The organism is Arthrobacter sp. LFS091 (assembly GCF_047977885.1).
Lineage (GTDB): Bacteria > Actinomycetota > Actinomycetes > Actinomycetales > Micrococcaceae > Arthrobacter.
This window is the reverse complement of the sequence record NZ_JBFPFP010000001.1, coordinates 356,689-370,732: the sequence shown is the minus strand read 5'-3', so window position 1 is coordinate 370,732 and position 14,044 is coordinate 356,689. Positions and strand designations below refer to the sequence as shown.

At 62.9% G+C, this 14,044-nt stretch carries 13 protein-coding genes; 8 read left to right on the top strand and 5 right to left on the bottom strand.

Annotated features, from left to right (window positions below):
• Nucleotides 1–50: 50 nt before the first annotated feature.
• Nucleotides 51–1,034: an Lrp/AsnC family transcriptional regulator gene (locus tag ACNQOP_RS01710; protein WP_284985722.1), complete on the bottom strand. Its 984-nt coding sequence runs from the start codon at nucleotides 1,032–1,034 to the stop codon at nucleotides 51–53.
• A gap of 93 nt (nucleotides 1,035–1,127) precedes the next feature.
• Between ACNQOP_RS01710 and ACNQOP_RS01705 the strand changes: the two genes are divergently transcribed.
• Complete coding sequence (locus ACNQOP_RS01705; protein ID WP_416403129.1) at nucleotides 1,128–1,943, top strand: RNA polymerase sigma factor; 816 nt, start codon at nucleotides 1,128–1,130, stop codon at nucleotides 1,941–1,943.
• 77 nt (nucleotides 1,944–2,020) lie between these two features.
• On the opposite strand, the gene ACNQOP_RS01700 is transcribed toward ACNQOP_RS01705, so the two are convergent.
• Nucleotides 2,021–2,515, bottom strand: coding sequence for a MarR family winged helix-turn-helix transcriptional regulator (locus tag ACNQOP_RS01700; RefSeq protein WP_416403128.1), 495 nt, complete (start codon nucleotides 2,513–2,515; stop codon nucleotides 2,021–2,023).
• 102 nt (nucleotides 2,516–2,617) lie between these two features.
• Between ACNQOP_RS01700 and ACNQOP_RS01695 the strand changes: the two genes are divergently transcribed.
• Nucleotides 2,618–3,838, top strand: coding sequence for an FAD-dependent oxidoreductase (locus ACNQOP_RS01695; RefSeq protein ID WP_416403127.1), 1,221 nt, complete (start codon nucleotides 2,618–2,620; stop codon nucleotides 3,836–3,838).
• Between the two features lie 32 nt (nucleotides 3,839–3,870).
• Here ACNQOP_RS01695 and ACNQOP_RS01690 read toward each other — a convergent pair whose 3' ends face one another.
• The gene (locus ACNQOP_RS01690) at nucleotides 3,871–6,264 is read right to left on the bottom strand and encodes an ATP-binding cassette domain-containing protein (protein WP_416403126.1); all 2,394 of its coding nucleotides are present in this window, start codon (nucleotides 6,262–6,264) and stop codon (nucleotides 3,871–3,873) included.
• Between the two features lie 130 nt (nucleotides 6,265–6,394).
• Between ACNQOP_RS01690 and ACNQOP_RS01685 the strand changes: the two genes are divergently transcribed.
• Genes ACNQOP_RS01685 through ACNQOP_RS01675 form a run of 3 tightly spaced genes read left to right on the top strand, consistent with a single transcriptional unit; the run spans nucleotide 6,395 to nucleotide 9,382 of the window.
• Nucleotides 6,395–7,531 carry a type III polyketide synthase gene (locus ACNQOP_RS01685; protein ID WP_416403125.1) on the top strand — a complete coding sequence of 379 codons (1,137 nt, stop codon included), beginning with the start codon at nucleotides 6,395–6,397 and terminating at the stop codon, nucleotides 7,529–7,531.
• A complete protein-coding gene (locus tag ACNQOP_RS01680) occupies nucleotides 7,528–8,256 on the top strand; it encodes a class I SAM-dependent methyltransferase (RefSeq protein ID WP_416403124.1) in 729 nt (242 codons plus the stop codon). The genes ACNQOP_RS01685 and ACNQOP_RS01680 overlap by 4 nt, the downstream gene beginning before the upstream one ends.
• Nucleotides 8,249–9,382: an FAD-dependent oxidoreductase gene (locus ACNQOP_RS01675; RefSeq protein WP_416403123.1), complete on the top strand. Its 1,134-nt coding sequence runs from the start codon at nucleotides 8,249–8,251 to the stop codon at nucleotides 9,380–9,382. Before ACNQOP_RS01680 ends, ACNQOP_RS01675 begins: the two co-directional genes overlap by 8 nt.
• Here ACNQOP_RS01675 and ACNQOP_RS01670 read toward each other — a convergent pair whose 3' ends face one another.
• The gene (locus ACNQOP_RS01670; RefSeq protein ID WP_284985714.1) at nucleotides 9,383–9,790 is read right to left on the bottom strand and encodes a nuclear transport factor 2 family protein; all 408 of its coding nucleotides are present in this window, start codon (nucleotides 9,788–9,790) and stop codon (nucleotides 9,383–9,385) included. It lies immediately after the preceding gene.
• 51 nt (nucleotides 9,791–9,841) lie between these two features.
• Between ACNQOP_RS01670 and ACNQOP_RS01665 the strand changes: the two genes are divergently transcribed.
• On the top strand, nucleotides 9,842–10,516 hold the full coding sequence (locus tag ACNQOP_RS01665) for a peptide deformylase (protein ID WP_416403122.1): 675 nt from the start codon (nucleotides 9,842–9,844) through the stop codon (nucleotides 10,514–10,516).
• Between the two features lie 33 nt (nucleotides 10,517–10,549).
• Here the strand turns inward: ACNQOP_RS01665 and ACNQOP_RS01660 are convergent, their stop codons facing one another.
• Nucleotides 10,550–12,565, bottom strand: coding sequence for a S9 family peptidase (locus tag ACNQOP_RS01660; protein WP_416403121.1), 2,016 nt, complete (start codon nucleotides 12,563–12,565; stop codon nucleotides 10,550–10,552).
• A gap of 69 nt (nucleotides 12,566–12,634) precedes the next feature.
• Here ACNQOP_RS01660 and ACNQOP_RS01655 point away from each other — a divergent pair, with 69 nt between their 5' ends.
• Nucleotides 12,635–13,477, top strand: a complete 843-nt coding sequence (locus ACNQOP_RS01655; protein ID WP_416403120.1) for a putative RNA methyltransferase — start codon at nucleotides 12,635–12,637, stop codon at nucleotides 13,475–13,477.
• A gap of 81 nt (nucleotides 13,478–13,558) precedes the next feature.
• Nucleotides 13,559–14,020, top strand: coding sequence for an NfeD family protein (locus tag ACNQOP_RS01650; protein ID WP_257368064.1), 462 nt, complete (start codon nucleotides 13,559–13,561; stop codon nucleotides 14,018–14,020).
• Nucleotides 14,021–14,044: the final 24 nt, after the last annotated feature.

Genomic DNA, 14,044 nt, shown 5'->3' with positions numbered 1-14,044 from the left:
GCCTTCACTGGATGCCCCGCCCGGATTCCCGGAGGGGCATCCAGGTGGCTTCAGCCGATCCGCCGGCCGTCCGCGGTAAGTCGCTTGCCCATGTGTTTTGGTGTGCGCAACACGATGGAGCGGTCCATGATCTCGGCGAAAGGAAGCCTTTCGCCGAGCTGCCGTTCCAGGACTGTCATGTCCTCGATGCGGCGAAGCCAGACCATCATCAAGATGGAGTACAGCCCAGCAGTGGTGGCTACGAACCGGACCTCCTGGAGGCCCACGAGTCGTCCGGCGACTGCTTCAACCTGCGTGACGGGAACGCGCAGGAAGTACCACACTGATACAGGCCAGGGGGCATAGGCGCGGGCCACCTCCAAGCGCACAATGAGGCGCTTTTCGGCAAGGAGCGCTAAGAGGGCGTTCTTCGCGCGGACAGGGCTGATACCGGCACTCTTGGCGATGTGGGCGACGGACGCGCGGCCGTCGTGGCGCAGAATTGCGGCAACGGCATTTTCCACTTCTGAAGGAACACCCCGCTGGGCTGCAGTGGGCTGGGGGAGTCCAAGTTCGAGCCGGGCGATTTCCCTTTCCTGCAGCGAACGCAATCTCCACTGCTGCGCGTCCGCGAGCAGCCTGATGCCGCGGTGGGTACGGGTAGTCTTGACGCCGGCAATGGAGGGGAGCCTGTCCAGGACAAAGCGGCCCAGGTCAGCATCGGACTGGCAAAGGCAAGTCAGTACGAGGTCCCGACCGCCGGCGGTCTGGTCGATCGACAGGACCTCGTCATCATCCGCGAGGTCCGCAGTGGCGGAAGCAATATTTGCAGGCGCGCAATCAATCTCGATGATGGCGCCGGTGTATTTCGCTCCGGGCCCCCGATAGGCCGTGATCCAGGCCAGCCCGGCGTCTTCCAACGCACTCCAGCGCCTGGCCAGTGTCACGGCGTCGGCTCCGACTACAGGAGCCAAAGCGGCCCACGGAGCACGGGGACGGATCTGGAGGGCGTGCAGAAGCCGAAGATCCCGCTCGTCGAGATGATATTCCTGCATTTTTCCTGCTCTTTCAGCAAAAAACCTGCGTTTTGAGTGTATTCAACCACCTATTGCCTAGGTTTGGGGCCGCCCCACTGAAAGGCCCATCTCATGTCCACTCAAACCGCCGACCCGGCTGCCATCACTGCGCAGGCTCATGCCGCCGACGTACGGAAAGCGTGGGGGAGAGGTGGGGCTGCGCATCCGGCCGATGGAAGCTGGTCCGATGCCTTGTTGGTGTCCGCTGTACGTCGGGGGGACCTCGCGGCGTTCGCCGGGCTGTACCGTCGCCACGTGGCGGTGGCCGGTTACGTGGCCCGCGCGGAGTGCGACCCCGGCAACGATCCGGACGACGTCGTGGCAGAAGCCTTTGGCTCGGTGTTTGGATCACTGGCCAAAGGAGGCGGGCCCCGCGAGTCGTTCCAGGCGTACCTGACGACAACTGTCAGGCGAATTGCACATCGGCGCAACATCCAGGGCCGACGACGTGCAACGCTTGGTTACGGCAGCGCCATGGATTCCCTGGTTCTCAGCGAGGACTCGACCATCAAAGCTTTCGAATCCACGACCCTGATGAGGGCCTTCCACTCGTTACCTGTGCGATGGCAGGCGGTCCTGTGGTGCGTGGAAGTTGAAGGCCTGAAACCTGCGGCAACCGCGCGGGTCATGGAACTGAGCCCCAATGGAGTTTCTTCGCTGCTTATCAGGGCGCGTGAAGGGCTCCGGCAGGCGTATCTCCAACAACATGTGAAAGTATCGCCGGACGATCCATGCATCGATTTTTCCCGACATTTGGGCAAGTTCGTCAGGAACGCTGTTTGTAGGGCCGCGCGGCAAAGGCTCGATCACCACGTGGCCGTGTGTCGTCGCTGCCATGAAGCATTGCAGGATCTCAAGGAGATCCACGAGGCTATGGCTGGTGACTGAGGGGAGCCCCGATTCATCTCTACTTTACATAATGTAGATTATCGGCACTTAATGTCGAGAGCCGGAAGTGGGTGCCCTTAGGTCCCGACAGTTCCCGGATTGCCCAAGCGCGACGCGGCTTTCTTCTGGATCTCCGCAGCTCTGGTTGAGTAGTCGGCGATGGTCCGCAGTTCGTCGTCGCTGTACCCCTCAAGAAGGCGCCCGAGTCCGTCCATGAAGTCGACGAAATACGGTGTCGCAGCGGTGACCTGGTCGCCGATCAGCTCGATCAGTACCTTTCGTTTGTCCTCGTCGCTCCGGACCCTTCTGGCGACTCCCTTGGCCTCCAGCCGTTGCATGAGGCCGGTGACTGAGGCAGGCGCCAACCCTGAATGCTGTCCGAATTCCCCTGCTGTCATGGGCCCAAAGCGCAACAGGATATCAATGGCTTTTCCCTCCGTGGCGGACAACCCGCGCAGCTCGGACAGCTTGGTGTGGAACATGACGGCGGCCGTCGAAAGCTCCCTTCCGGAAGTGAAAACGGCGTCCATCAGCGCTTGCCGGTGGGCGCTGTGCTTGGCTTCGGATTCCATGCGACGAGGCTAGCAAGTTATTTCGTTTTCCCGAAAGGATTGCGCTCCGCACGCTCCAGCTATATATTTCGTTTGTCCGAACGAAATAAAATGGAGCACGACATGATGAACTGTTTGGTCATTGGAGCTGGGATCGCCGGGTTGGCCTCCGGAATTGCACTACAGAAAGCCGGACATCGGCCGGTCATCTTTGAAGCCTACGACGCACCCTCCGACGGTATTGGCGGCTTCCTCACAGTTGCCGTCAACGGCTTTGACGCGTTGGAAACACTTGGCCTCAAAGACGACGCCTGTCGCTTGGGTTTCCCCACTATCCTGATGTCCATGTACCTGGGCAGCAACGGGAAGCACCTCATCGACTTCGACTATGGCGGCTCCTTGCCGGACGGCACCACCGCCGGAACCATGACCCGCTCGGAGCTATACGGCATGTTCCGTGAAGAGGCCAGCCGACGCGGCATTGGCATCGGCTACGGCAAACGGCTCACCGCGGTGGAAGAACGGCCCGACGGCGTGACCGCAGTTTTCGCCGACGGAACCTCAGCCGCCGGAGACGTCCTGATCGGTGCCGATGGACTCAAGTCGAAGGTGAGGGACCTCATCGACCCCTCCTCCCCTGCGCCCAGGAGCATTCCGCTGCTCAACACCGGCGGCATCGTGCCAGCCGGAGTCCTACATCCGGGGACGATCGATGTGGAGGTTGGCCGCATGAAGATGGTTTTTGGAAAACGCTGTTTCTATTGCTACATGCGGGATCCCGACGGGCGGGTGTGGTGGTTCGCCAACCCGCTGGAACGGTCCTCGGAAGATCCTGCCACTTTGGATGCCGGGGCCCGCAAAGCGTGGCTGACAGAGCTCGTGGAACGCGATCGCACACCCATGGCTGTGATCGTTGCCGCGACAGAGGACGTCATCCGGCCGTATAGGACCTCCGACTTTCCGGGCATCCCGCGCTGGTGGCGCGGAAGAATGGTCCTGGTGGGAGACGCCGCCCACGCGGCATCGCCCTCCTCCGGGCAAGGAGCGTCCATGGCCATAGAGGACGCCGTCACGTTGGGGCGCGCTTTGCGCGGCGCCGGGCCGGAACCGATACCTGAAGCCCTGGCCCGTTACGAAGCCGAACGCAGGAACCGGGCGGAGCTGGTGGTCCACTGGGGGCGACGGAATGCAGCACCGAAGATCAGGGGCCAATTCAAGCGGGTGTTCGAGGACATGACCCTGCCGCTGGTATTCCGTGCCCTCTCACGCAAGTCCGCTGACAATTTCGACTGGCTGTATCACCACCACATCGACTGGGACACGGCAAGCACCGTGGGCTCCTGACGAACGGACGTACCAGCGAACTGACCAAGAGCTCAGGCACCCACGTAGGCAGCCAAGTGCTTCCCCGTCAGCGTCCCCTTGGCGGCCACGAGGTCAGCCGGCGTTCCGTTGAAAACGATCCTTCCGCCGTCGTGCCCTGCACCCGGGCCAAGGTCGATGATCCAGTCCGCGTGGGCCATGACGGCCTGGTGGTGTTCGATAACAATGACCGATTTGCCGGACTCGACCAGGCGGTCAAGCATGCCAAGGAGGTTCTGGACATCGGCCAGGTGCAGGCCGGTTGTTGGTTCGTCCAGGATGTAGATGTCGCCCTTCTCTGACATCTGGGTGGCCAGCTTGAGGCGCTGGCGCTCTCCGCCGGACAGCGTAGTGAGAGGCTGGCCGAGGGTCAGGTAGCCGAGCCCGACGTCGGCCATGCGTTCCAGGATCTTGTGGGCGGCGGGAGTGCGGGCGTCACCCTCGGCGAAGAAGCGTTCGGCATCGACCACGGACATTGCAAGCACTTCTGCAATATTGCGCTTCCCGAGGGTGTATTCCAGGACAGCCGCCTGGAATCGTTTCCCGTCGCATTCCTCGCAGGTCGACTCGACGGTAGCCATGACGCCAAGGTCGGTGTAGATCACGCCGGCACCGTTGCACGTGGGGCATGCGCCTTCCGAGTTGGAACTGAAGAGCGCTGGCTTCACACCGTTCGCTTTTCCGAACGCTTTTCGAATCGGCTCCAACAGGCCAGTATACGTAGCCGGGTTGCTTCGGCGTGAACCCCGGATGGCGCCCTGGTCGATCACCACGACGCCGTCACGCGAGGCAACTGAGCCGTGGATCAGCGAGCTTTTGCCCGAACCGGCCACGCCGGTCAGGACGCAGAGGACACCCAAGGGGATATCGACGTCGACATTCTTTAGGTTGTTGGTGGACGCGCCGCGGACCTCGAGTTTGCCGGTGGCAGGACGAACCGAGGCCTTGATGCCCGCCCGGTCGTCGAGGTGCCGGCCGGTGATCGTGTCGCTGCCGCGCAACCCCTCAACATCGCCTTCGAAGCAGACAGATCCGCCGCCGCTGCCTGCGCCGGGTCCAAGGTCAACCACGTGGTCGGCAATGGCGATGGTTTCGGGCTTGTGCTCCACCACAAGGACTGTGTTGCCCTTGTCCCTGAGCTGCAGCAGGAGTTGGTTCATGCGCTCTATGTCGTGGGGGTGCAAACCGATCGTTGGTTCGTCAAAAACGTACGTGATGTCGGTCAGGGAGGACCCCAGGTGGCGGATCATCTTGGTCCGCTGCGCCTCGCCCCCGGACAGGGTTCCCGCCGGGCGATCCAAGGAAAGATAGCCAAGGCCGATGTCGGCAAAGGAGTCCAGGAGGTGTTGGAGGCCCTTCAACAGCGGAGCGACGGAGGGCTCGTCGATTCCCCGGATCCAATCGGCGAGGTCGCTGATCTGCATGGTGCAGACATCAGCGATGCTCTTGCCTTTGATCTTCGACGACCTGGCCTCGGGACTGAGCCTGGTGCCGTCACACTCGGGACAGGTGGTGAAAGTAATGGCTCGTTCAACAAAGGCGCGAATGTGTGGTTGCAGGGCGTCGACGTCCTTGCTGAGCATCGACTTTTGGATCTTGGGGATCACGCCTTCGTAGGTGAGATTGATTCCCTCAACCTTGATTTTTGTGGGTTCGCGGTAGAGAAGGTCGTGGAGTTCCTTTTTAGTGAACTTGGCGATCGGCTTGTCCATGTTGAAAAAGCCCGAACCGCTGAAGATGCGTCCGTACCAACCGTCCATGGTGTAACCCGGGATGGTGAGCGCCCCTTCGCTGAGTGACTTGGTGTCGTCATACAGGGCCGTCAGGTCGAAGTCGTTGACAGATCCCATGCCTTCGCACCGGGGACACATGCCACCCAGCCGGTTGAAGGTAGCTTTTTCCGTCTTGGTCTTGCCTTCCCCGCGCTCCACGGTGATGGCGCCGCTGGCTTTCACCGTTGGCACGTTGAAGGAGTAGGCGTTGGGCGAACCGATGTGCGGGTGGCCGAGGCGGCTGAAGAGGATGCGGAGCATCGCATTGGCATCAGTGGCCGTACCAACCGTGGACCTCGGATTGGAGCCCATCCGTTCCTGGTCGACAATGATCGCCGTTGTGAGGCCCTCAAGCATGTCGACGTCGGGCCGCGCCAGGGACGGCATGAAGCCCTGCACGAAAGCACTGTACGTCTCGTTGATCATTCGCTGGGACTCGGCGGCGATGGTTGCGAAGACGAGCGAACTCTTTCCGGAGCCGGAGACACCCGTGAAGACCGTGAGCCTGCGCTTCGGGATCTCGATGGTGACGTCCTTCAGGTTGTTCTCACGTGCACCCTGGACCCTGATCAGATCGTGGGTGTCGGCGACGTGCGACGCGGGAGATGATGTGTGCGTGCCCGTGGCGATACTCATGATTTCTCCATCTGTTAGGCGGCGTTGCCCAACAGTCCCCCGTTGGCGCCCCTGGCTCTCACTGGCCAGCCTCGGCCAGTAGCTTCGATTCTGCCATTGTCTTCCACGGTTTACTCGCTAAGAATGAAGCATGCCGGTATATGTGAGGTCCCTAGAAACCGCAGTTCCGCCAACTATCCTGATCCAGCAACAAGCACGGGAAGTTTTTGCGTCCCAACCGGGCCTGACCCGGCTGGGAACACGGCTCGTCTCCACTTGCTTTGACTCCGCCGCGATCGACACCCGGTACACGGCCGTGGAAGAACTTAGCCTTGACGCCCATCCCGAGAATCCCAGGTTCTTTGATCCGGAAACGAACAGGGTGCTGAGCCCCAGCACCAAGGTCCGCAACGAGATCTTTGCCACCGAGGCCACCAAGCTCTTCGTGGAGGCCGGCAAGACCGCGGTGGCCCAGGCTGCGGGCATTGACCTGGACGACATCACCCACGTCATCACGGTTTCCTGTACGGGGTTCTTCAACCCTGGACCGGATTACAAAGTGGTCCGGGCATTGGGTCTGAGCCCATCGGTACAGCGCTATCACCTGGGCTTCATGGGCTGTTACGCCGCGTTCCCCGCGCTCAAGGCGGCAAAGCAATTCTGCGAGGCCGATCCGGGGGCTGTGGTCCTGGTGATCTGCGTGGAACTCTGTTCGCTGCACGTAAGGACCTCCAATGATCCCGACACGATCATGGGGTCGGCCATTTTTGGCGATGGAGCTGCCGCTGCCATCGTCACGGCCCGTGAACCGGAAGGTCCTGATCCTGTCATCAGGCTGGACCACTTCGAGACGGTCCTCACCCCGGTGGGCGAGGAAGCGATGGCCTGGAACATCGGCGATGAAGGGTTCGAAATGGTGCTCGGGTCCTATGTTCCCCACATCATCGAGGAACACATCACGGGAGCCTTGGAGCCACTCCTGGCCAAGGAGCCGCAGCTGGCCGGCCTGCCTTACCGCGACATAACGCACTGGGCCATTCACCCCGGCGGACGCAGCATCCTGGACAAGGTCGAGTCAAAGCTTGAACTCACCCAAGAGCAGTTGGTTCCGGCCCGTGAGACGCTGCGGGAGTACGGCAATATGAGCAGCGCCACCGTCCTGTTCGTCCTGAAGTACATGCTGGAACGGGATGCGGCCGAACGCGAGGAACGTATCTGCTCCATGGCGTTTGGTCCCGGCCTGACGGTGGAGACAGGCCTTTTCACGTTGGTCTCCCCCGCACTGTGAGCCCGTGGGGTTCCCTCAAGCACAGGGACCTGCACGCCGTGGAGGAAATGGACAGGCCGGACTGCGATCCCGTGCGCCTGAACCGGACCTACGCCCGCTTTCCGGTGGTCAACAGTCTCTTGTCCGGCTGGCATCGCACCTATGAGCACCGCATCCGGCCCCTGATGTCCGGTTCGGATCCGGTGACATTGCTGGATGTCGGCTGCGGCAGCGGCGACGTTGCCCGGAGCCTGGCGCGATGGGCACAACGCGATGGGTTCCGGCTCGAGGTGACTGCGATCGACCCAGACCCCAGGGCGTACGACTTCGCCCGCCATGCACCCCACGTTGAGGGTGTCACCTACCGGCGCGCGCACAGCTCCCAGCTGGTAGCCGAGGGCCGGACCTTCGACGTCGTGATGTCCAACCACATCCTTCACCACCTCGACGCCGATCAGCTCGCCGGAGTGCTACGGGACTCAGAGCTCCTGAGCCGGCGACTCGTCCTCCACAACGATCTCGTGCGCAGCAATATCTCCTACCTGCTGTTCATGGCGGGTTTTTGGCCTCTGGGCCTCGGCTCCTACATATGCGGGGACGGCCTGGTGTCCATCAAACGCAGCTATACCCGTGCGGAACTGCGGTCCGCCGTTCCTGGCAGCTGGTCGGTGGAAGCCAACGGCCCCTGGCACACCCTGCTCGTCTACGATGCCGCAGGCGCCAGTCAGGAGGGCGAAAGTGTTTGACGTTGTGGTGGTCGGCGCCGGGCCCGTAGGCCTGTTCATGGGCGCCTTGTTGCTGCAACAGGGGCATACGGTCAGGATCCTGGAACGGCGGCCCGCCCGGAGCCATCGGTCCCGCGCCATCGGTATTCATCCCCCGGCGCTGGGCCAGCTGGCACGCGCAGGAGTGGCGGCTGAACTGACAGAGGCCGGAGTTCATATCCGTCGTGGACTTGCGTACAGCCGCGGAAAGCGGGTGGCCGAACTGCCGTTCTCCGGTGACCCGGACTTCCCCTATATCCTCGCCGTACCGCAGCCCCTCACCGAAAAGGTCCTGGAGGAGGCCGTAGTGCGCCTTGATTCTGGAGCGATCATCCGCGGGGCCGACGTCATGAGCCTCGTCGAGGACAGTTCAGGAGTGGTGGAGGTGGCTGCGGCCATACCCGCCGGGGAGAAACAGTTCACCGCCCGCCTGGTGGTAGCCGCCGACGGTGCCCATTCAACTGTTCGCCGGCAGATCGTTCCGGAACTGCCGGCACGGGGCTACCCGGACAGCTACATCATGGGTGACTTCTCTGACGCCACCGGTCATGGCTCCGATGCGGTGCTGTATTTGGAACCGGAAGGGATTGTGGAGTCGTTTCCGCTGCCGGGCGGGGTGCGCAGGTGGGTGGTGCGGTTGGGTGAACCGGATCAAGGCTCGACGGCGGCCGGGCTGGCCGGTCTGGTGGGGGCCAGGACCGGCGAGGTGCTTGACCCGGCCAGCAACACCATGATCAGTGCCTTTGAAGTACGGTCCCGCCTGGTACGGAGGATGGTTCACGGCCGGGTGGTCTTGCTCGGTGACGCCGCCCATGAGATCAGTCCGATTGGTGGGCAGGGCATGAACCTGGGATGGCTGGATGCGGCGGAACTCGCGCCAATAATGCACGCTTCCCTCATGGGGAATGATGTTGGGCGTCGGCTTGCACGGTTTGAGGTAACCAGGCGCAGGACAGCGTTACGGGCTTCGCGGCAGGCCGGCTTGAACATGGCGCTGGGCAGGCCGCTGCCTCCGGCCGTTATGGAAACCCGGAACAGGCTTTTTGCTGCGGCTTTGGAGCTTCCTGCTGTGGCAGCGCTGGTGGAGCGGCGCTTCACCATGCGCTGATTATTCCGGCGCGGTGTAGTAGCAGTCGTAGGTGTCCTGGCTGATGATGAGCCCGTCGCGGAGCTCGAAGACGGCCGTGCTGCGGGCCCGGATAGTGTCGCCGCGATCCCAGTGGGGAAGGTCAAGAAGCAGTGTGGCCGACCAATTCATTTCGAGCACGACCCGGTCACCCTGGCAGGTGGTCCGGACAACGTCGAATGTTTGCTTGGCAACGATGTCCTTGCTTTGGTCCGCCCCGGAGAGCGTCTCGGCCAGGTTGCGGGTGGAACCTGATTTGGACAGTGCGTGTGGCCACTCGGTGAGCGTGAAGTCCTCGGCGAGGAACGGCCGCAGTTCTGCAGCTCCGCCGCCGGCTTCTACGGTCCTGACGAAGGCAAGGACCTGGTCCAAGGGAGTGGAATGGCTCATCCGTCGAGCCTAGCCCACCGTCGCGGACACTTCCGCGTTAGGCTCAAAGGCATGACGCATCAACCTCATCCCGAGGCGCCCAGCCCCGCCACCGACTTCAACCCCACGCAGATCAGGGATGCTGTCCGAAGGCTGCTTGACGCAGAGGGGCTTCCGGCAATTGTCCAGGCGGGTCATCCTGTCCTGCGTCATGTTGCGGCCCCCTTTGATGGCCAGATAGACGACGTTGAGTTGCTGGCACTCGTTGATCGGATGCGTGAGGTCATGCATGACGCTCCGGGCGTGGGCTTGGCTGCTCCGCAGTTGGGCATCCCCCTTCAACTGGCCGTCCTTGAGGACAAATACGAGGTTGACCCGGCGTCGGCCGCTGTGCGGCACCGGGAGCAGCTGGAGTTCTTCGCCATCATCAACCCGACGTACAAGCCCCTGGGATCGGAGACAGCCTCGTTCTTCGAAGGGTGCTTGTCTGTCGCCGGATACCAAGCCGTCGTGAGACGCCATCGGAACGTCGAGTTGCGGTACACCGATACTGCCGGCGAGCCCGTGGAAGAGTGGTTCTCCGGCTGGCAGGCCCGCATCGTGCAACATGAAACAGACCACCTCCATGGAACCCTCTACCTGGACCGGGCCGAGATACGGTCACTGTCCAGCAATGCGGAGCATTCAGCGCGGTGGGCCGCCCCGGATGTCGATGAAGCACGCAGGACCCTCGGTTTCCAGCCCTAGGTGGTGGCGCGGGGCCTCAACCCCTGCAAAGTCCTATGACGCCAGGTGATTGGAAGCCGTCGGAAGGTACCGCGCCCACCAGCGAAGGATGTGGTCGAAGCGCTGCTTCCGATGATGCGGGGTGCCGGAACGGGACAGTTCGTGATCCTCACCAGGGAAGACCAGCAGGGCTGTCTCTACCCCTTGCGACTTGAGCTGCGAGTAGTAGCGCTGTCCCTGCTCAATGGGGCAACGAAGATCATTCTCGCTGTGCGCCACGAGGGTGGGAGTGCGGACGTCAGTGACGACAGCCATAGGACTTTGCGCCGCCATCTGTGCGGCCGTCCCTCCGGTGTATTCCGCGCCGAAGAACCAGCCAATGTCAGAGGAACCGGCGAAGCTGACAGGGTCCAGGTATCCGCGTTCAACGATCGCGGCCTTGAACCGGTGGTCATGCGCGATGATCCATGCGGTCAGGAAACCGCCGTATGAGCCTCCCATGATTCCCACCCGCTCCTTATCCAGGGTGCCGAAGCCAGCCAAAGCGGCGTCAAGGAAAGCGAGGACATCCTGCATGTCAACGGTGCCCATGCGTTCCTTGAGTGCACGTCCGTGGGCTTGGCCATAGCCGGACGAACCGCGGGGGTTGCACATCACCACGGCGTAACCGGCGGCAGCATATACCTGTGCCTCGTCGAAGAACGCTCCGGTGTACTGGGCAAAGGGCCCGCCGTGGATGTTGAGGAGGACCGGATGCGGACCGGGCCCGTCCGGCAGCACAACCCAACCCTGGACGGGGTGTCCATCGCCGGAGTGAGCCTCGAACTCCCGGGGCTCAATCACCCGCGACTCGTTCCGGAGTGTGGCCGAGAAGTCCGTGAGGAGACGGATTTCACCGCGTTCCAAGGTTGCGACGTCGCCCACTGTGGCGGCGTCGGAGAAGCTGACCGCGATTTCACCGTTCGCTGCCACCGTGGCGCCTAGGACGACCCTGGCCCCGTGCACCAGCGGGGTGATTGCTCCTCCGGCAGACACTTCCAAGAGTTCAACGCTGCCCAGCGCGTTGTTCAGGACCAGCACACTGTCAGGACCACTGGGCTCCAACGGTCCCGACACGTCCAAATGTTCGACGTCGGTCAGGGTTACTGCCTCTCCCCCGCCGACGGGCATGACGTGGAGCGCAGTGTTGCGCGCGACGAAGTCCCGGCCCGTGTCACCCATATCCTGCGCAAGATAGAACAGCCACTGCCCATCGGAGGATGCGTGGACGTCCGTCACGGTTTGGCGTCCGGCGTTGGAAGGTTCGACGGCGGTCGGCTGGCCTCCGTGGGTGGCGATCCGGTACACGGAGGTGACGAGGTCGTCGTCGTGTCCTTCATGGAGGGCCGCCACGAAGTAGAGCTCACTGCCGTCAGCGGAGAAGCATGGGGACTCATGGTCGGAATCGCCGAACGTGAGCTGCTTTGCCGCTGGAATTCCCTTGGATGGATTCTTCGGCTGTTCGTGCGCGGCCCTGCCCCGCGGGGTGACGGCCGGTTCTCCGCCCAGCTCCGGTACCTCCACGATGAACAGTTGCTGGCGCTGGTCGGCGGTATAGCCGAGCCCGTTCATCCGGTACTGGTTTGCGGTGACCAGGCGGGCGTCCTCAGCTCCGGAACCGACGCCGTCGACCGTTCCGTAGCGCCCCTGCTCCGGTACGCGCGAGGTGAAGGCAATTCGGTGGGAGTCCGGCGCCCACCTGAAGCCGGAGACTCCCAGCGGTTGGTCCGTGATCCGCTGGGGCTCCCCGCCGGCCGCTTCCACCACGAAGAGTTGCGGCTTACCGTCTGGTTCGGTGCGGATGAAGGCCAGGACCAGTCCGTCGGGCGAGAACGCCGGGGAGGTGTCACGGAACCCGCGGGTGATTCGGCGCGAATGTTTGGTGCTGTCCAACGGGACCGTCCAGAGCTGGCCGACGTAGCTGTCCGCGTCGAAGTCGGGCCTGGTGACGGACACGACGGCTTTGCTGCCATCAGGGTGGATTGCGGGGGCGGACACGGAGTTCAGCAAAGGCAGTTGCTCTGGTTTCACGTTGGTGAGCCTAGCCCGACGGCTGCGGCGCCGGCACCAGACACTCCGGCCCGCCGTAGGATTGGAGCCATGTTGCCTGATGCCGTTGCGGCCCTCCGCTGTCCTGTTTGCCATGGGCCGTTCCGGCTCCTGGAGAAGCCGCAAAGGACCCTTACTTGCCCGTCCGGGCACCATTTCGATGCGGCACGGCAGGGATACTTCAACCTGCTGACCGGCAAAGGCACGGTGTTCGAAGCCGATTCCGCCGCCATGGTTGCAGCACGGCAGCGTTTCCTTGACGCGGGACACTATGACGATCTTGCCGGGGCAGTCGCGGAGTCAGTGAGGGCGGTGCTCCACGGGCCGGAGTCCCTCGTCCTTGACGCTGGGACGGGAACGGGCCATTACCTGCATCAGGCCATACAGGGATCCGGCACTTCTGCCGTAGGCCTGGACATCTCCAAGTTCGCCCTTCGGAGGGCTGCCCGGCTGAATCCGGAGGTGGCCAACCTCGTCTGGGACATCTGGCGCCCCTTGCCCTTGGCCAATGACACCGTGGACGCCGTCATGGTGGTCTTTGCGCCGAGGAATCCGGCGGAGTTCGCCCGTGTCCTCCGTCCCGGGGGGACGCTGGTGGTAGTGACTCCTCGGCCTGGCCACCTGGCCGGGATCGCCGAGCGCACGGGCATGCTCGGCATCGAGGAAGGCAAAGCGGAACGCCTCGCCGAGTCCATGCGTGGGCATTTCACGTCAACGTCCAGTGTGGACCTGGACATCGCCCTGACGCTGCGCGGCCCGGAGATGGCGGACCTTGCATATATGGGACCCGCGGGGCACCACCTGAAGGACGGGAAGTTGGCTGAATTGGCCGCATTCGACGGTTCCGTTTCCACCACCGCCATGTTCCGGATCAGCGTGTTCACCGTGTCCTGACGTGGGAGGGCGCGCCGGGCTAGGATGGAAGAACAGCGACTGTGATCCCTCCTGAAGGGGTCCGGGACCAAGGGGGAACCGATGTTCGAATGGCTCGGCGAGAATTGGTGGGCATTGTGGCTCACCCTCTTCCTCGCGTTTGCAGTGGTGGAGATGCTGACTCTCGACCTCTTCTTCATCATGCTGGGCGGCGGAGCCCTTGCAGGATTGGTCGCCGACTTCGCCGGTGCCGAACTATGGCTGCAGATCGTCGTCTTCTGCGTGGTTTCCCTCTTGATGATCGTCTTCCTGCGGCCCGTTGCCCTGAGGCACCTTCACAAGGGGCCTGAAGAGCAGCGTTCCAACATCGACCGCCTGATCGGACAACCTGCCTTGGTCATTGAAGCCGTTACCGGCACCAGTGGACTCGTCAAAATAGGCGGCGACGTTTGGACAGCCCGCAGCGCCGCCGGCACCCTGGACGCCGGAAAGACAGTCCAGGTCACGAGGATTGACGGCGCGACGGCAGTGGTCGCCACGCCTGCCGAAAACAGCCCGCTCTAGGGCGCGACACCCGCCTGCCGGTTA

Coding starts and splice junctions, on each gene's coding strand:
- ACNQOP_RS01695 (WP_416403127.1), top strand. CDS start 2,618: ATGATGAACTGTTTGGTCATTGGAGCTGGGATCGCCGGGTTGGCCTCC.
- ACNQOP_RS01700 (WP_416403128.1), bottom strand. CDS start 2,515: ATGGAATCCGAAGCCAAGCACAGCGCCCACCGGCAAGCGCTGATGGAC.
- ACNQOP_RS01685 (WP_416403125.1), top strand. CDS start 6,395: ATGCCGGTATATGTGAGGTCCCTAGAAACCGCAGTTCCGCCAACTATC.
- ACNQOP_RS01655 (WP_416403120.1), top strand. CDS start 12,635: ATGTTGCCTGATGCCGTTGCGGCCCTCCGCTGTCCTGTTTGCCATGGG.
- ACNQOP_RS01710 (WP_284985722.1), bottom strand. CDS start 1,034: ATGCAGGAATATCATCTCGACGAGCGGGATCTTCGGCTTCTGCACGCC.
- ACNQOP_RS01705 (WP_416403129.1), top strand. CDS start 1,128: ATGTCCACTCAAACCGCCGACCCGGCTGCCATCACTGCGCAGGCTCAT.
- ACNQOP_RS01650 (WP_257368064.1), top strand. CDS start 13,559: ATGTTCGAATGGCTCGGCGAGAATTGGTGGGCATTGTGGCTCACCCTC.
- ACNQOP_RS01665 (WP_416403122.1), top strand. CDS start 9,842: ATGACGCATCAACCTCATCCCGAGGCGCCCAGCCCCGCCACCGACTTC.
- ACNQOP_RS01690 (WP_416403126.1), bottom strand. CDS start 6,264: ATGAGTATCGCCACGGGCACGCACACATCATCTCCCGCGTCGCACGTC.
- ACNQOP_RS01670 (WP_284985714.1), bottom strand. CDS start 9,790: ATGAGCCATTCCACTCCCTTGGACCAGGTCCTTGCCTTCGTCAGGACC.